General features: G+C 74.2%; 18 protein-coding genes. 3 read left to right on the forward strand and 15 right to left on the reverse strand.

The window, feature by feature from the left end; all coding sequences use genetic code 11:
- Positions 1–9: 9 nt before the first annotated feature.
- Positions 10–693, reverse strand: a complete 684-nt coding sequence (locus ACR9E3_RS00460; protein WP_460377578.1) for a hypothetical protein — start codon at positions 691–693, stop codon at positions 10–12.
- A gap of 127 nt (positions 694–820) precedes the next feature.
- On the opposite strand from ACR9E3_RS00460, the gene ACR9E3_RS00465 reads away from it, so the two are divergent.
- From ACR9E3_RS00465 to hypF, 3 genes are read left to right on the forward strand one after another with little or no spacing between them, the layout of a single operon-like run.
- On the forward strand, positions 821–1162 hold the full coding sequence (locus ACR9E3_RS00465; protein ID WP_460377580.1) for a helix-turn-helix transcriptional regulator: 342 nt from the start codon (positions 821–823) through the stop codon (positions 1160–1162).
- Entirely contained in the window at positions 1159–1362 is a 204-nt protein-coding gene (locus tag ACR9E3_RS00470) for a HypC/HybG/HupF family hydrogenase formation chaperone (protein WP_460377582.1), read from the forward strand. Before ACR9E3_RS00465 ends, ACR9E3_RS00470 begins: the two co-directional genes overlap by 4 nt.
- On the forward strand, positions 1359–3608 hold the full coding sequence (hypF, locus tag ACR9E3_RS00475; protein ID WP_460377584.1) for a carbamoyltransferase HypF: 2250 nt from the start codon (positions 1359–1361) through the stop codon (positions 3606–3608). Before ACR9E3_RS00470 ends, hypF begins: the two co-directional genes overlap by 4 nt.
- On the opposite strand, the gene hypE is transcribed toward hypF, so the two are convergent.
- The 14 genes from hypE to ACR9E3_RS00545 all read right to left on the reverse strand — a co-directional run bounded on the left by hypE (position 3605) and on the right by ACR9E3_RS00545 (position 16018).
- The gene (gene hypE, locus ACR9E3_RS00480) at positions 3605–4690 is read right to left on the reverse strand and encodes a hydrogenase expression/formation protein HypE (protein ID WP_460377586.1); all 1086 of its coding nucleotides are present in this window, start codon (positions 4688–4690) and stop codon (positions 3605–3607) included. The genes hypF and hypE overlap by 4 nt on opposite strands.
- Complete coding sequence (hypD, locus tag ACR9E3_RS00485; RefSeq protein WP_460377588.1) at positions 4687–5826, reverse strand: hydrogenase formation protein HypD; 1140 nt, start codon at positions 5824–5826, stop codon at positions 4687–4689. The genes hypE and hypD overlap by 4 nt, the downstream gene beginning before the upstream one ends.
- Entirely contained in the window at positions 5823–6110 is a 288-nt protein-coding gene (locus ACR9E3_RS00490) for a HypC/HybG/HupF family hydrogenase formation chaperone (protein ID WP_460377590.1), read from the reverse strand. The genes hypD and ACR9E3_RS00490 overlap by 4 nt, the downstream gene beginning before the upstream one ends.
- Entirely contained in the window at positions 6110–6463 is a 354-nt protein-coding gene (locus ACR9E3_RS00495; protein ID WP_460377592.1) for a hydrogenase maturation nickel metallochaperone HypA/HybF, read from the reverse strand. The genes ACR9E3_RS00490 and ACR9E3_RS00495 overlap by 1 nt, the downstream gene beginning before the upstream one ends.
- 105 nt (positions 6464–6568) lie before the next feature.
- The gene (locus ACR9E3_RS00500; protein ID WP_460377594.1) at positions 6569–7090 is read right to left on the reverse strand and encodes a hydrogenase maturation protease; all 522 of its coding nucleotides are present in this window, start codon (positions 7088–7090) and stop codon (positions 6569–6571) included.
- Entirely contained in the window at positions 7087–8478 is a 1392-nt protein-coding gene (locus tag ACR9E3_RS00505; protein WP_460377596.1) for a hypothetical protein, read from the reverse strand. Before ACR9E3_RS00505 ends, ACR9E3_RS00500 begins: the two co-directional genes overlap by 4 nt.
- Positions 8475–9134, reverse strand: a complete 660-nt coding sequence (locus tag ACR9E3_RS00510; protein WP_460377598.1) for a DUF6084 family protein — start codon at positions 9132–9134, stop codon at positions 8475–8477. Before ACR9E3_RS00510 ends, ACR9E3_RS00505 begins: the two co-directional genes overlap by 4 nt.
- A complete protein-coding gene (locus tag ACR9E3_RS00515; protein ID WP_460377600.1) occupies positions 9131–9742 on the reverse strand; it encodes a DUF5947 family protein in 612 nt (203 codons plus the stop codon). Before ACR9E3_RS00515 ends, ACR9E3_RS00510 begins: the two co-directional genes overlap by 4 nt.
- Positions 9739–10275, reverse strand: coding sequence for a NifU family protein (locus ACR9E3_RS00520; RefSeq protein WP_460377601.1), 537 nt, complete (start codon positions 10273–10275; stop codon positions 9739–9741). The genes ACR9E3_RS00515 and ACR9E3_RS00520 overlap by 4 nt, the downstream gene beginning before the upstream one ends.
- Before the next feature lies 1 nt (position 10276).
- Complete coding sequence (locus ACR9E3_RS00525) at positions 10277–12079, reverse strand: nickel-dependent hydrogenase large subunit (RefSeq protein WP_460377603.1); 1803 nt, start codon at positions 12077–12079, stop codon at positions 10277–10279.
- 11 nt (positions 12080–12090) lie between these two features.
- The gene (locus ACR9E3_RS00530) at positions 12091–13146 is read right to left on the reverse strand and encodes an NADH-quinone oxidoreductase subunit B family protein (protein ID WP_460377604.1); all 1056 of its coding nucleotides are present in this window, start codon (positions 13144–13146) and stop codon (positions 12091–12093) included.
- 174 nt (positions 13147–13320) lie between these two features.
- A complete protein-coding gene (locus ACR9E3_RS00535; RefSeq protein WP_460377606.1) occupies positions 13321–14487 on the reverse strand; it encodes an aminotransferase class I/II-fold pyridoxal phosphate-dependent enzyme in 1167 nt (388 codons plus the stop codon).
- Positions 14484–14963, reverse strand: coding sequence for an Lrp/AsnC family transcriptional regulator (locus ACR9E3_RS00540; RefSeq protein ID WP_285648206.1), 480 nt, complete (start codon positions 14961–14963; stop codon positions 14484–14486). Before ACR9E3_RS00540 ends, ACR9E3_RS00535 begins: the two co-directional genes overlap by 4 nt.
- 11 nt (positions 14964–14974) lie before the next feature.
- On the reverse strand, positions 14975–16018 hold the full coding sequence (locus ACR9E3_RS00545) for a LacI family DNA-binding transcriptional regulator (protein WP_460377608.1): 1044 nt from the start codon (positions 16016–16018) through the stop codon (positions 14975–14977).
- Positions 16019–16120 lie beyond the last annotated feature (102 nt).

The raw sequence follows: 16120 nt of genomic DNA on the forward strand, positions 1-16120 counted from the left end.
CGGCACCCGTCAGCCGACGAGCCGCGCCCGGTGCACGAACGCGTCGGCGGCCTCGCCACACCACGCGGCCGTGCCGTCGGCGGCGAGGGCCTCGGCCCGGCGCCGACCCGCGAGCAGCAGCAGCAGGGCGTCCGCGTCGATCTCGACGACGTCGGGCTCGGCGTCGGGCGCGGTGTCGCTGCACCGCCCGCCGACGATGTGCACGGTGCGCTCGAGCGCCGTCGACCGGTCGGCCACGGTGCTCCCCGGCCGGCGCACCACCAGCCGCACCGTCGCGTCGGTCGGCCCGAGCGCCGCGACGATCAGGCGGGGCGCGACGTCGATGATCAGTCGGCAGGCCTCGAGCGCCGCGGTGGCGTGGTCGGCGAGGTCCACCGGCGCCGACAGGGCCGTCGTCAGGTCGTGGGTGTGCAGGCAGAGATCCAGGCAGTCGGCCCCGCGCACGCGGTCGCCGGCGGGACGGCCGTCGAGCCGCAGGACGGTGCGGCGACGGGCCACGGCGAGCGAGGCGGCCAGTCGGTCGGGCCCCGCGAAGTGGACCCCCGCGTGCATGCCGGCGAGGTGCCCGACGAGGTCACCGACGGTCGGCTCCGGGCCCGGCGCGGGACGCGACCAGTCGGTCGAGTCCAGGCCCGCGACGGCGTCCTCGGCGACGTCCCACAGGTCGAGCACCGCCTGTGTCGCGTCGTCCATGGCTTTCGCCGCCCGTCGATCGCCTACCGCACTGCTTGTCGGACCGCTCGCTGGAGAGGACACTATGTGATCGCCACCACACGAGCAACGGTCCCTCCACCACCCGGGGACCGGGGCGGAGTACGCCATGGGCGAGTGCGAACCGCGGAACTTCCTCCGACCCTGTCTCCTCCTGTTGCTCCAGGAACGGCCTGCTCACGGCTACGACCTCGTCGAGCGCCTGCACACCTCGTTCATCGACGACACCGACGCGGGCGGCGTGTACCGGACCCTGCGCGCGTTCGAGCGCGAGGGCCTGGTCTCGTCGTCCTGGTGTCTCTCGGAGTCCGGCCCGGCGCGGCGCACGTACGCGCTGACCGCCGAGGGCAAGGAGGCCCTGCGTCACCAGGTCGAGACGCTCGAGGCGACCCACCACCTCGTCCACGCGTTCCTGGAGCGGTGCGGGTCGTTGCCGGCGGGTGCCCGATGAACTGCGAGGGGGAGGTCTGCCTGACCTGCTCGGACGAGGCGCTGCCCTTCCCGGTGGTGGCCGTCGACGGCGACCTCGCCCGCGTCGACACCGGAACCGGGACCGAGGAGATCAGCATCGCGCTCGTCGACGCCGCGGTCGGCGACGTCGTGCTCGTGCACGCCGGGGAGGCGATCGCCACCGTCCCGACACCCCCGTGACCCTCGTCGCCGGGACCGTGCGGGCCCGCCTGGCGGTCACCGGCATCGTCCAGGGCGTCGGCTTCCGGCCGTTCGTCCACGGGCTGGCGACGTCGCGGGGGCTGGCGGGCTTCGTCGGCAACGACGCGTCCGGGGTGGTGATCGAGGTCGAGGGCCCGCCGGAGGACGTGGACGCCGTCGCCGCGGCGGTGCGGGAGCGTGCCCCCGCCCTCGCGGTGGTCGAGACGGTGGTGCGCGAGGACCTCGCCCCGACGGGCCGTGCGGGCTTCACGATCGCCGCCAGCGACGGTGGCGCCACGGGTCCGCGCACCCTCGTCTCGCCCGACACCGCGCCCTGCGCCGACTGCCTCGCCGAGCTCACCGACCCGGCCGACCGGCGCTACCGGCACCCCTTCGTCAACTGCACGAACTGCGGGCCGCGCCTGTCGATCGTCGTCGACGTGCCCTACGACCGGGCCGCGACGACCATGGCCGCCTTCCCGATGTGCCCCGCGTGCGCGGCGGAGTACCACGACCCTGCGGACCGCCGGTTCCACGCCCAGCCCGTCTGCTGCCCGGCGTGCGGTCCGACGCTGTCCCTCGACGAGACCCCCGAGGACGCCCTCGAGCGCGCCGTCGTGCGCCTGGCGGCGGGGGAGATCCTCGCGGTGAAGGGCCTCGGCGGCTACCACCTCGCGGTGCGCGCCGACGACGAGCGCGCGGTGGCGCGGCTGCGGGCGGCGAAGCACCGCGAGGACAAGCCGTTCGCCCTGCTCGCCGCGGACCTGGCGGCGGCGGACGAGCTGGTGGACACCGACGACGCCGCCCGGGAGGTGCTCGTCGGACGCCGGCGCCCGATCGTGCTGCGCCCCCGGCGGAGCGCGGCCCGCGTCGCGCCGTCGGTGGCGCCGCACACCCGCGAGCTCGGGGTGATGCTGCCCGCGACGCCCCTGCACCACCTGCTCGCCGCCGACCTCGGCCTCCCGCTCGTCCTGACCAGCGGCAACGTCTCCGACGAGCCGATCGCCCACCGCGACGACGACGCGCGGGTGCGCCTCGCCCCGCTCGCCGACGGCTTCCTCACCCACGACCGCGGCATCCGTACGCGCGTGGACGACGCGGTGGTGCGCACCGCCCGCGGCCGGGTCGTCCCGGTGCGCCGGGCCCGCGGGTACGCCCCGGAGCCGGTGCCGCTCGGGTTCGCCGTCGGACGCCCGGTGCTCGCCTGCGGCGCCGAGCAGAAGGTCACGATCACGCTCGCCTCGGGGCGTCGCGCCTTCGTCTCGTCGCACGTCGGGGACCTCGACTCCCTCGCGGTCCATCGCGCCTACCTCGACGCGGTCGAGCACCTGGCGCGGCTCTTCGCGATCACCCCCGAGGTCGTGGCCCACGACCTCCACCCCCAGTACCGGTCGACCACGTACGCGCTGGACAGGGACGACCTCGTCGCGGTCGGCGTCCAGCACCACCACGCCCACGTCGCGGCGTGCCTCGCCGAGCACGGGTGGGGGCCGGACGACCCGCCGGTGCTCGGCGTCGCCTTCGACGGCACCGGCTGGGGGCTCGACGGCACCGTGTGGGGCGGCGAGCTGCTGCTCGCCTCGCTGCGCGCGGCGCGGCGCGTCGGGCACCTGCGCCCGGTCGCCCTGCCGGGCGGTGCCGCGGCGGTGCGGGAACCGTGGCGGATGGCCGCCGCCTGGGCGGCGGCGCTGGATCTCGATCCCGGCGACGTCGCCCGCCGGCACGCCGACCGGTGGGACGCCGTCGTCTCCCTCGCCCGGGCGCCGTCGACCCTGGCGACGTCGAGCGCGGGCCGGCTCTGCGACGCCGTCGCCGCCCTCGCGGGCGTGCGGGACACCACCACCTACGAGGGCCAGGCCGCGGTGGAGCTCGAGCAGTGGGTCGACCCCGGCGAGCGCGGCGCCTACCCGGTGCCGGCGGCCCGCGACGGGGTGCTCGCGGCCGAGGCCCTCGTCGCGGCGGTGGTCGAGGACGTCCGCGCCGGGGTCGACACCGGGCGCGTCGCGGCCCGGTTCCACCACGGGCTCGCCGACGCGACGGTGGCGGCGACGGTCGCCGCGGCCGGGGAGCACGGCGTCGGCACGGCCGCGCTGTCCGGCGGCGTGTTCGTCAACCTCGTGCTGCTCGAGCGCGTCCGCACCGGGCTCGAGGCCGCCGGGCTGCGCGTGCTCGTCCACGAGCGCGTGCCGTGCACCGACGGCGGGATCAGCCTCGGGCAGGCGGCGGTGGCGGCCTCGGTGACCTAGCAGATCCGGGGGAGCGGGTCGCCGACCAGCAGGTCGACGATGCGGTGCCCCCCGAACGCCGTGTTGAGCAGCACGAGCCCCGGCGGGTCCTCGGCGATCCGCCCGATCGCCACCGCGTCGGCGCCCGCCGGGTGCGCGCGCAGCGCGGCCAGCGCGGCGTCGGACCGGTCCGGGGCGACGACCGCGACCAGCCGGCCCTCGCACGCGACGTAGAGCGGGTCGATCCCGAGCAGCTCCGCCGCGCCGGTGACCTCGGGGCGGACCGGGACCGCGTCCTCGTCGACCACCACCGCCACCCCGGACGCCACGGCCAGCTCGTTGAGGATCGTGGCGACCCCGCCGCGGGTGGCGTCCCGCAGCACGCGCGCCCCGTCGCCGGCGGCGTCGAGCAGGGTGGCGGCGAGATCGTGCAGCGGCGCCGTGTCCGAGACGACGTCGGCCTCGATGTCGAGCTCGCCGCGGGCGAGCATGATCGTCACGCCGTGGTCGCCGATCGGGCCGGAGACCAGCACGACGTCGCCGGGACGGGCGGCGTCAGCGCCGAGGGGCACCGGCCGGTCCCGCACCCCGATCCCGGCGGTGGTGACGAAGCAACCGTCGGCCTTGCCGCGCTCGACGACCTTGGTGTCGCCGGTGACGATCGTGACCCCGGCCGCGGCCGCCGCGGCCGCCATGGAGGCCGTGATCCGGCGCAGGTCGGCGATCGGGAAGCCCTCCTCGAGCACGAAGCCGGCCGAGAGGTGCAGCGGACGGGCCCCGCACATCGCGAGGTCGTTGACGGTGCCGTTCACCGCGAGGTCGCCGATGTCGCCGCCCGGGAAGAACAGCGGCGAGACCACGAACGCGTCGGTGGTGAACGCCAGCCGCGCGCCGTCGACCTGCAGCGACGCCCCGTCCTCGAGCCGCTCGAGCTCCGGGTTGCGGAACGCCTCGAGGAACACGGCGTCGATCAGCGTGCTCGTGGCCTTGCCCCCGGCACCGTGCGCGAGCGTCACCCGCTCCTCGCGCAGCACGGGGCGGCGCCGCCGGACCCGCTCGATGCGCTCGAGCACCGCCTCCTCGGTGCGCGGCGGGCCGCTCACCGCGTCACGACCGGGTCGGGCAGGGTCGTCACGCGGGTCCGGCTGAAGCGGCCGAAGTTGTAGTACGCGGCGCAGGCGCCCTCCGACGACACCATGCACGTGCCGATCGGGGTCTCGGGCGTGCACGCCGTGCCGAACACCCCGCACTCCCAGGGCTCGAGCGTGCCGCGCAGCACCTCGCCGCACTGGCACGCCGTCGGGTCGGCGACCCGGCGGCCCGGGATGGTGAAGCGCCGCTCGGCGTCGAACGCGGCGTACGACTCGCGCAGCCGCATCGCCGAGAGCGGGATCTCGCCGAGGCCCCGCCACTCGAAGCTCGGCCGCAGCTCCATCACGCGCTCGACCACGTCCAGCGCGCGGCGGTTGCCCTCCCAGGGCACGACCCGGGTGTACTGGTTCTCGACCTCGCACCGGCCCTCGCGGAGCTGGCGCACCAGTCGGTACACCGCCTCGAGGATGTCGAGGGGCTCGAACCCGGCGACGACGAGCGGCTTGCCGCGCTCGGCGGCGATGAAGCGGTAGGGCTCGCAGCCGATGATCGTCGAGACGTGCCCGGGGCCGATGAAGCCGTCGAGCGCGAGGTCGGGCGAGTCGAGGATCGCGGTCATCGGCGGGATGACGACGACGTGGTTGCAGAACACCGAGAAGTTCTCGAGGCCCTCGCGCTCGGCGCGCAGCACGGTCATCGCCGTGGACGGTGTCGTGGTCTCGAAGCCGATGGCCATGAAGACCACCTGCCGGTCGGGATGCGCACGGGCGATCTTGAGCGCGTCGAGCGGCGAGTAGACCATCCGGATGTCCGCGCCCGCGGCCTTGGCGTCGAAGAACGAGCCGTCACCGCCGGGGACGCGCATCATGTCGCCGAACGCGGTCATGATCACGTCCGGGTCCTGCGCGATCGCGATCGCGTCGTCGACCCGGCCCATCGGCAGCACGCACACCGGGCAGCCGGGGCCGTGGACGAGGCGGATCGCCGGCGGCAGGTGGTCCTCGAGACCGTGCTTGTAGATCGTGTGCGTGTGCCCCCCGCACACCTCCATGAAGGCGTACTCCCGGCCCGGCACGCACTCCTGCGCGATGCGCGCGGCCAGCGCCCGCGCTGTCCCGGCGTCGCGGAACTCGTCGACGAACCTCACAGCCCCTCCCTCCCCACGGCGGACGTCGTGAACTCGGCGAGCTCCTGGTCGTAGGCCGGCCCGAGGCCGTGGAGCATCTCCAGCGCCGCCTGGGCCTCCGCCTCGTCGATCCGCGCCAGCGCGAAGCCGACGTGGATGAGGACCCAGTCGCCGACGGCGAGGTCCTCGTCCTCGGTGATCAGCCCGACGTTCACCCGCCGCCGGACCCCGGCGACCGACACCAGCGCCAGGTCGGTCTCGTCGACGGGCATCTCCACCAGCTCACCCGGGATGCCGAGGCACATCAGCCCACCTCCTGCGGTGTCGGAGCGACAGTGATCGATTCCAGGACCAGGTCGTCGCCGGTCACGAGCTCGAGGTCGTGGCCGCCGCAGCCGTCGCAGGTGACGACGAGCTCGTCCGCGCGCGTCGCCGCCCCGCAGTCGCGGCAGCGGACCTCGACGGGCACCTCGACGATCTCGACGCTCGCCCCGTCCGCGACGCCGCCGTCGGCGACGAGCGCGAAGGCCTGGTCGAAGACGGGGCGGTCGACGCGCTGCAGCACCCCGACCTGCACCCGCAGCGCGCGCACGGGCCGCCCGCGCGCCCGGACCTCGACGGCCTCGAGCAGCGCGGCGGCCACCCCGAACTCGTGCACCGGGCGCTCACATGTCCCGGAGGCGGCGGTAGCGCTCGACGTCCTCGCGGTTGCGGTACACGGCCCACGCCGTGGCGCCGACCAGCGCGAGGAACAGAATCTTGATCATCGGATGGCTCCCGTGTCGGTGGTGGCGGTGAAGGGCTCGCCCGCGCGCAGGCGGGCGACGATCCGTCCGAGGACGTCGACGGCGTCGTCGACCGCGGCGGCCACGGCCGGGGTCAGTCCCATGCCGGCGCCCGTGGTCGCGGGCTCGCAGCCGAGCACCAGGACGCGCCGCAGCTCCGAGGCCTCGACCCCGCGGGCCAGGGCGCCGACGAGGTCGAGGACGGCGTCGGGCTCCATGCCGTGCGGATCGAAGGCGGCGTCGGCACCGGCGCCCGCGAGGTCGTGCTCGTGCAGGCTCAGCGTCCCCGGCGCCCGGCCGCCCGGGTGGGCGTCGACGACGACGAGCACGTCGTAGCCCTCGAGCACCTGGTAGGCGAGGTGCATGCCGCGGATGCCGACGTCGACGACCTCGACGCCCGCGGGCAGGCCACCGGCCGCGAGGAGGCGCCGGGCGACCTCCGAGCCGAATCCGTCGTCGGAGAAGAAGACGTTGCCGACGCCCGCCGCCAGGATCCTCATGAGTGGCCCCTCCGATCGCTCCGGCTCCGCTGCGCTTCGCGTCGCAGCTCCAGCTCCTCGGGCCGGAAGTACCGGTGGCGGCCGTGGGCGGCCTGCAGGTCGGCGCCGGGGTCGTCGACGAGCGACACGGCGACGTGGACGCCGCCGTCGACGTCGTGGAGCACGGCCTCGACGGTGGCGACGGCGCCGGCGAGGAACGCGTCCTGGGCGTCGCCGCCGGGTCCGGGGCGCAGGACCACGGTGCTGCCGCGGGCGACCGGGGTGCCGCCGACCAGGGCGGTGTCGGACCCGGGATCGACGGAGGCGTCGGCGCCCGGGTCCCACCAGGGGGTGGTTCCCGGCGTGGTGATCGTCGGGACCGGGTCGGCGCGGCCGCCCGGGCGGAACGTCCCGTGCAGCCGCTCGAACATCTCCGGGCCCATGGCGTCGAGCGCGTCGAGCAGGTCGGCGGCGCGCGGATCGGTGGCCCGCGCCTCGCGCTTCTCGGCGTCGGTGAGCGCCAGGGTCCGCAGGCTGAGGATCTCGTCGTTCTCGGTGCCGTCGAAGAGGTCGGTGGGGCTCTCGGGCGCGAGCTGCGGGTGGTCGGACAGGATGATCGGCGAGGCGAGGACGAGGCGGGCGGTGCCGGGCGCACCGGCGAGCACCGGCCAGCTGTGCTCGTTGACGCAGTCGGCCACGGCGGGCGCCGCCCACTCCGGCGGGTCGGCGCTGGAGACGAACGCGCCGGCGTCGAGGCCCAGCACGGTGTGCGCCGCGACGAGCGAGCACCGCAGGGCCTCGTCGCGGGGCAGGTCCGGGTCGGCCACGGTGTCGTTGACGACGTCGAGCCGCAGGCGCAGGACGCGGTACGGGCCGGGCACGGACGTGGCGGTGAGCCGGGCGTGCCCCGCGATCGCCCGTGTCCGCCGCACGTAGGCGCCCGGCTCGACCCCGCGGGCGTCGCGGATCGGGGTGCGGACCTCGGTGGCCTGCCCCGTGATCGGCATCGTGATCGGTCGCTGCCCGAGCGCGTCGACGGGCACCGCCGCGTGCAGCTCGCGGGTCAGGCCCTCGTCCCAGCCGAAGTGGGGGACGTCGTCGACGGTGAGCCGGTCGCGCACCCGGTCCGCACGGTCGACGACCACCCGCTCCTGCACCTGCAGGAACCGCACCCGCACGCGCAGCACCGCGCCGGCGCGCGGCTCGAGGAGCAGCTCGGTCCGGCTCCGGGAGGGTTCGGCGAGGCGCTCGGAGGTCGCGGGCGGCACGAGCACGCCGAACTGCCAGCGCAGCGCGTTCTTCTGCGCCGACGCCCGGTACGGGTAGAGCAGGTAGCCCTCGAGGAGCACGGCGTCGGCCACGGCCGCGACCTCGGCCAGCGGGTCGCGGGGGTCGGCGGGCGCGCTCACGGGTCACGCTCCAGCAGCGCCTCGACCGTCTGCTCCCAGCTCGGCAGCGCCCGGGCCGCCCGCCACGCGGCCAGCGCGTCGAACGTGCGCGCGGGCAGCGGCAGCCACGTCGTGCCGCCGTAGTGCGCGGTCATCATCGCGGTCCACACGGCCACCGGGAGCCGGAACGCCGCCTCGCTGCTCCACGGCACGAGACCCACCTGGACCCCGGCGTCAGCCGCGTAGAACACGGTGCCGCTGAACAGCAGCAGCAGGGGGATCTCGCCGGCGTCGAGGCCGCGCAGGTAGCGGGTCGAGGCGATGTCGGCGTCGCTGGTCAGCGGCACCTCGAGCACGGCCGTGTGCTCGCCGGCGAACCCCGGGGTCACCGTCGCGACCGTCGCGAGCTGCATCGGGTTGAGCGTGCGGCCCCACCGCTCGGGCTCGCCGAACACCTCGACCAGCCGGGCCTGCTCCTCGGCGGCGTACCGGCGACGCGCGGGCTCGATGCGGATCTGGGTGCGCAGGGCCAGGGCGTGGACCCGGGTGCCGGTGGTCTCGGTGACGGTGAGGTGCAGGCGCAGGGTCGGGGTGAGCGCGCTCGCGTCGTGGTCGGCGCCGGTGACCGCGAAGCGCAGCTCCGGACCGGGATCGGGGCGGGGGAAGGGCAGGGTCACGGCGGCACCTCGCGGGCGCGGGCGAGGGCGTCGTCGAAGAAGCCGTCGATGTGGCCCCAGGCCTCCGCGCCGCCGTCGAAGCCGCGCCAGTGCCGGCGCACGAGCCCGACGAGCCGGTAGCAGGCGTCGATCGGGACCAGCAGGCAGGCGGGCGGTCCGCGGCGCACGAGCAGGGCCTCGACGTCGGGCTCGAGGAGCCCGGCGAGCGCACCGGCACCGACGCCGTCGGCCCAGGACGCGAGGTCCAGCTCGCTCTCCGTGGCCCCCGCCGGGCTCGGGTAGCAGGCGAGGATCCGGTCGTCGGTGCGCAGGAAGAACGCCAGGCCCACCGGGATCTGCAGGGCGTCCCACTGGGCGTCGGTGAGGACGAAGCCTGGGTCGACGAGGTACCGGTCGGGGACGCGGCGGTAACCGCTCGCGCCGCGGTCGAACAACAGCGCGCAGGCCCGGCACGCGCAGCGCAGCGAGCGCTCGGCGGGGTGGACGAGGTGGGGGTGCTCGGCGGGGACCTCGTCGGCGCACAGCTCGCAGCGCTCCACCGGGGGCGCCGACGCCCGCGGCGTGAGGAAGCGGCGCAGCCCGCGCACCTCGTCCACGCCGGCGGTCACGAGCCGGCCGCCGCGGTGCTGTCGGGCGGCCGCAGCCCGATCTGGAGCAGGGCGGGCCCCGGTTCCCCGGCCGTGAAATCGACGGCCGCGATCTCGGGCGCGAGCTCCGCGACCGCGGTCCGCACCACGTCGCGCACGGTCTCCGACGACGCCCCGCACCCGGCGGCGAGGACGACGTGGACCGTGCCGGTGTGGGTGTCGACGCGGTCGAGGGCGACCCCGCTGCCGTGGCTGCCGAGCCGCCGGCGCGCCGTGTCGAGGGCATGGCCGACGCGGTCGGTGAGCTCGACGGGGTGCAGGTCGTGCAGCGCCAGCAGCGCGGCGACGAGCGGGTCGGCGGCCAGCCGGTGCACCAGCGCGTCCCCGGCCCCGAGGCGCGCGATCGCGACGACCCGCTCGAGCCCCGCCCCGTAGAACTCCATCAGCACGCGCACGAGGTCGTCGCCGATCCCGCGGGCGGCGGGCTGGGCCGACAGCTCGTCGAGCAGCGCGGCGATCTGCTCGGCGACGGCCCCGGGGTCGGGGCTCTCCATCTCAGGGCAGGTTGAGCTGGGTGGGGGAGGTCTCGCGGTGCAGCTGCTTCCCGCCGCCGAGGTACATGTGCACGCCGCAGGGCAGGCACGGGTCGAAGCTGCGGACGGCCCGCATGATGTCGATGCCCTTGAAGTTGTCCGGGCTGTTCTCCTCGAAGATCGGGGTGTTCTGCACCGCGTCCTCGTATGGCCCCGGCGTGCCGAACTTGTCGCGGACGCTGCCGTTCCACGGTGTCGGCGGGTAGGGGTGGTAGTTCGCGATCTTGCCGTCGCGCACGACCATGTGGTGGGACAGCACGCCCCGCACGGCCTCGGTGAACCCGCAGCTCACGGACTCGTCGGGGACGACGAACGACTCCCAGGTCTTCGTGTGCCCGCCGCGGACCTCGGCCAGCGCCTTCTCGAGGAAGTGCATCGCGGCCGCCGCGGCGTAGGCCTGGAAGTAGGTGCGGGCGCGGTCGCGCTCGATGGCGTTCGACAGCGGGCGGCCCTGGGTGTCCGTGGGCGGTCGCCAGGTGAACGTGCGCTCCGGGCGGTTCACCGTCCGCGGGAGGTTGATGTCGACGCTGTGGCCGGTGGCCCGGATGTAGCCGATGTCGACCAGGCCGGCGAGCGCCGTGGCCCAGAGCCGGGCGATCGGGCCGCCGCCGGTGTCGAGCGGGAGGTGGTCGGTGCCGTCGAACCAGCGCGGCGACATCGTCCAGGAGTACTTGTCGTCGAAGTCGCGCTTCTGCGGCGCCGGGATCGTGTGCTGGTTCCAGGGATGGTCCTGCGAGACCGGGTTGCCGAGGGGGTCCTGCCGCACGAACACCGGCTGGTCCTCCCAGCCGCGGTAGAACGAGCTGCCCAGGAGGATCCGGATCCCCAGGTTGATCTCGACGAGGTCGGTGGTGACCAGCTTCCCGTCGACGACGACGCCCGGGGTGACGAACATCTTGCGTCCCCAGTTCGTCATCGTGCGGTAGTCGAAGTCGCAGTGCTCGGGGTCGTTCAGCGAGCCCCAGCAGCCGAGGAGAACGCGGCGACGGCCTACTTCCTCGTAGCCGGGCAGTGCCTCGTACATGAAGTCGAACAGGTCGTCGTGCATCGGCACGACGCGCTTCATGAACTCGACGTACCACATGAGCCGGGTCATGTAGTCGGTGAACAGCTGGATCGTGGCGACCGTGCCGACGCCGCCCGGGTAGAGCGTCGACGGGTGGACGTGGCGCCCCTCCATGAGGCAGAACATCTCGCGCGTGTACCGGCTGACCTTGAGGGTCTCGCGATAGAACTCGCCGGTGAACGGGTTGAGCGCCCGCATGATGTCGCCGATGGTCCGGTAGCCGTGCTCGGCCGCGCCGCGGGCCTCGGTGCGGTTCGCGAGCTCCAGCACCCCGGGGTTGGTCTCCGCGATCATCTTCTCGCAGAAGTCCACGCCGACCAGATTGTCCTGGTAGAGGTTGTGGTCGAACATGTACTCGGCGGCCTCGCCGAGGTTGATGATCCATTCCCCGAGGTGCGGCGGGCGCACCCCGTAGGCCATGTTCTGGTTGTAGACCGAGCAGGTCGCGTGGTTGTCGCCGCAGATCCCGCAGATCCGGCTCGTGATGAAGTGCGCGTCGCGCGGGTCCTTGCCCTTCATGAAGATGGAGTAGCCGCGGAAGATCGACGACGTGGAGTGGCACTCCGCGACGCGCTTCGCCGCGAAATCGATCTTCGTGTAGATGCCCAGGCTGCCGACGATCCGGGTGATCGGGTCCCACGCCATCTCGACGAGGTCGGTCTTCTGGCCGGTGCTGCTCTTCGGTGCGGTGGCGGTCATGGCGGGCCTCCTCAGAACGCGACGGGCTGGTAGCCGGTGCGCAGCGAACGCCCGGGGGCCCGCCAGCGCGGTTCCTGGTCGACCTTCTTGGCGGTGATGTCACGCAGCTTGCGGATCGCCACGCCGTAGGCGCCGCTGGCGGCGCCGGAGACCTTGCTGCCGGGCGGGGCGTCCATGAACGGCATGAACTTGTCGGGGAAGCCGGGCATCGTGCAGCCGATGCAGATGCCGCCGACGTTGGGGCAGCCGCCGACCCCGTTGATCCAGCCGCGCTTGGGCACGTTGCACTTCACGACCGGGCCCCAGCAGCCGAGCTTGACCAGGCACTCCGGCGAGCCGTACTCCGTCGCGAACTGCCCCTGCTCGTAGTAGCCGCCGCGGTCGCAGCCCTCGTGGACGGTCTTGCCGAACAACCACGTCGGCCGGCCCGCCTCGTCGAGCGGGATCATCGGCGCCGAGCCCACCGCCTGGTAGAGCAGGTAGAGGATCGTCTCGGAGAGGTTGTCCGGGTGCACGGGGCAGCCGGGCACGTTGACGATCGGCAGGCCGGCGGCGGACGTCCAGTTGTGGCCGAGGTAGTCGGCGACGCCCATCGCGCCCGTCGGGTTGCCCGCCATCGCGTGGATGCCGCCGTAGGTGGCGCAGGTGCCGACGGCGAGGATGCCGAGCGCCTTCGGGGCGAGCCGGTCGATCCACTCGCTGGTGGTCATCGGCTGCCCGGTCTCGGGGTTGTTGCCGAACCCGCACCAGTAGCCCTCGGGCTTGATCGCCTCGTTGGGGATCGAGCCCTCGATCACGAGGACGAAGGGGCCGTCGAGCTCCCCGCGCTCGGCCCGGAAGAACCACTCGATGAACGTGTCCGCGCCCTTGTCCGGCCCCGATTCGAAGTCGATCAGCGGCCAGTGCACGGCGACCTTCGGCAGGCCGGGCAGGGCGCCGAGCGCGATCTCCTCGATGCTGGGCTGGGTGGCGGCCGTGAGGGCGACCGAGTCGCCGTCGCAACTGAGACCGGCGTTGATCCAGAGGATGTGGACCGTGGTGTCGTCGTGCGAGGCGAATGAGGTCACGGCGTTTCCCCCGGCCGGTCCACGGCGGTGAGGCAGGTGGTGGTCCGCCGAGGTCAGCCAGGCTGCCAGCGGCCCCCGGACCCGGTAAGTGACCGGATCACGTAGGGACCGGACGCAGTGTGGGTCGCCTCAGTGCACGTGAGCGAACTTTGGGGCTATAGCCCCAAAGTTCGCTCACATACGGGAGGCGAGGAAGCGGCCCATGCGGTCGAGGGCCTCCTCGAGCAGGGGGAGGGCGGTGGCGTAGGAGCAGCGCACGTGCCCCTCGCCCGACGGGCCGAAGACGTCGCCGGGCACGACCGCCACCTTCTGCTCGGAGAGCAGCTGCTCGGCGAAGTCCTGCGACGACAGCCCGCTGGCCCGGATCGAGGGGAACGCGTAGAACGCCCCGCCCGGCTCCGGGCACGTCAGCCCGAGCTCGTCGAGCCCCTTGACGAACAGCCGCCGACGCCGGTCGTAGTCGGCGACCATCTCGGTGACGTCGGGGTCGGCGCTCTTCAGCGCCTCGATGGCCGCGACCTGGCTGACGTGCGGGGCGCACAGCATCGTGTACTGGTGGATGCGGTGCATCAGCGCCGCCAGCGGCTCCGGCGCGCACACGTAGCCCACGCGCCAGCCGGTCATCGCGTACGCCTTCGAGAAGCCGTTGAGCACCACCGTGCGGTCCCACGCCCCGTCGACGGCCGCGGTGCTCGTGTGCGTGCCGGTGTAGGTCAGCCGGTCGTAGATCTCGTCGCTGATCAGCCAGAAGTCCTCGCGCTGCGCCAGCGCGGCGAGCGCGGTGAGGTCCGCGGCCGACTGGGCCGCGCCCGTCGGGTTCGACGGCGAGCCGAACAGCACGGCCTTGGTCCGCGGGGTCACGGCCGCCGCGATGCGCTCGGCGTCGATCCGGTAGCCCTGCGCCGGGTCGGCGGCCACGGGCACCGGCACGCCGCCCGCGAACGACACGCACGGCTGGTAGGCCACGTACGACGGCTCCGGGACGATCACCTCGTCGCCGGGGTTGAGCAGCGCCCGCAGCGTGAGGTCGAGCCCCTCGGACACCCCCGAGGTCACCAGGCACTCGTCCTCGGGCCGGTAGGTCGTGCCGTTCCGCGCGGCGAGCTCGGCGCAGATCAGCTCGCGCAGCTCCAGCAGCCCGGAGTTGCCGGTGTAGGTCGTGGCACCGCGGCTCAGCGCGTGGATCGCCGACTCCCGCACACCCCACGGCGTCGGGAAGTCCGGCTCGCCGACGCCGAGGGTGATGACGCCCTTCATCGTCTGCGCCAGGTCGAAGAACTTGCGGATGCCCGACGGCGGGCAGGCCTCGACGACCTTCGAGAACGGCTTCTGCGGCTTCACGGCATCACCGACAGACGCTGGTCGGGCTCGGGCTCGGTGAGCAGCTGGCCGTCGTCCTTGTAGCGCCGCAGCAGGAAGTGGGTGCTGGTGGCGGTCACGCGCTCCACCCCGGAGAGCTTCTGGGCCACGAAGTCGGCGACCTCCTTCATCGAGGCGCCCTCGACCTCGACCCTCAGGTCCTGCGCCCCGCTCACCAGGTGCACCGCGCGGATCTCGCGGAACTTCGCGATCCGCTCCGCGACGTCGTCGAACCCGCGGCCGCGCTCGGGGGCGACGGTGACGTCGACGAACGCGGTGACGCGGTCCTCGCCGAGCCGGTCCCGGTCGATCACCGTCTTGTACCGGCGGATGACCCCCTCGGCCTCCCACGCCGCGATCTGCGCGCGGACCTCGTCCTCCGCGATCCCGGTGAGCGCCGCGATGCGGTCGGGTGTCGCACGGGCGTCGGACTCGAGCACGCTGAGGATCTCGCGCATGGCCACCGACCCTAGTCGGCGTCCGGGGAGCCCGCGGGACGGCCGGGCCCGGACGACTCGCGGGCCATCAGGCGTGGCCGCAGCCGGACCGAGCGCACCGTCCGGCCCGCGGCGCGGTCGAGCAGGCGCGCCATCCCGACGCGGCCCATCTCGGTCATCGGGGACGCGACGGTGGTCAGCGGGATCGGCAGCTCGGCGGCGAGCGGGACGTCGTTGTAGCCGACCACCGCGACGTCGTCGCCGATGCGCAGCCCGGCCGAGCGCACGGCGCCCATGACGCCGATGGCGGTGAAGTCGTTCACCGCGAACAGCGCGGTCGGGCGCGGCCGCACGGCGAGCAGCGCGTCGGCGACCTCGCGGCCCCCGGACACGTCGTAGCGGCTGGGCAGCACCAGCTCCTCGGGCACCGGGAGGCCGGCCTCGGCGTAGCGCTCGCAGAACCCGCGGGTGCGTTCGACGCCGGTGCTGGAGTAGGTCCGCCCGGCGACCACCCCGACGCGCTCGTGGCCGAGGGCGAGCAGGTGTTCGGCGACCAGGCGGCCGCCGCGCAGGTCGTCGGTGGTCACCGACAGGTGCCCGCGCGAGCGCCGCGAGACCAGCACGTAGGGCAGGCCGTCGGCCGCGAGCGCGGCGAGCAGGTCGTCGTCGGTCAGCCGCGCGTCGCCGAGGACGACGCCGTCGACGCGCCGGTCGCGCAGGGTGGCGAGGCGGCGCCGGCGGGTCTCGGGGTCGTCGCCGGTGTTCGCCACGAACGTCTGGAAGCCGGCCTCCGCCGCGGCCGCGTCCAGTCCCTCGTAGATCGTCGCGAGCACCACGTCGGTCAGGCGGGGGACCAGGACGCCGATGAGCCCGCTGCGCCTCGTGCGCAGCCCGACCGCCGCCGGGTCGGGGCGGTAGCCGAGCTCGTCGGCCACGCGGCGTACCCGTCCGACGGTGTCGGCGGCGATGCCGCTCTCGCCGCGCAGCGCCCGCGAGACCGTCGACGGGTGCACCCCGGCGACCCGGGCGACCTCGGCGATCGTCGGGTGCCGGCGGGGGACGCTGCGGGGGACCACGGGCTCGGTTCTACCGGATGCCGCGGCCCGGGGTTGGTCACGCCACGTCACGGGTTCGTCGCTCTCTTGTGCTCATCGCAATCGTTTGCTTAATGTCTGACG

The sequence above is a fragment of the Actinomycetospora sp. C-140 genome (assembly GCF_054796175.1).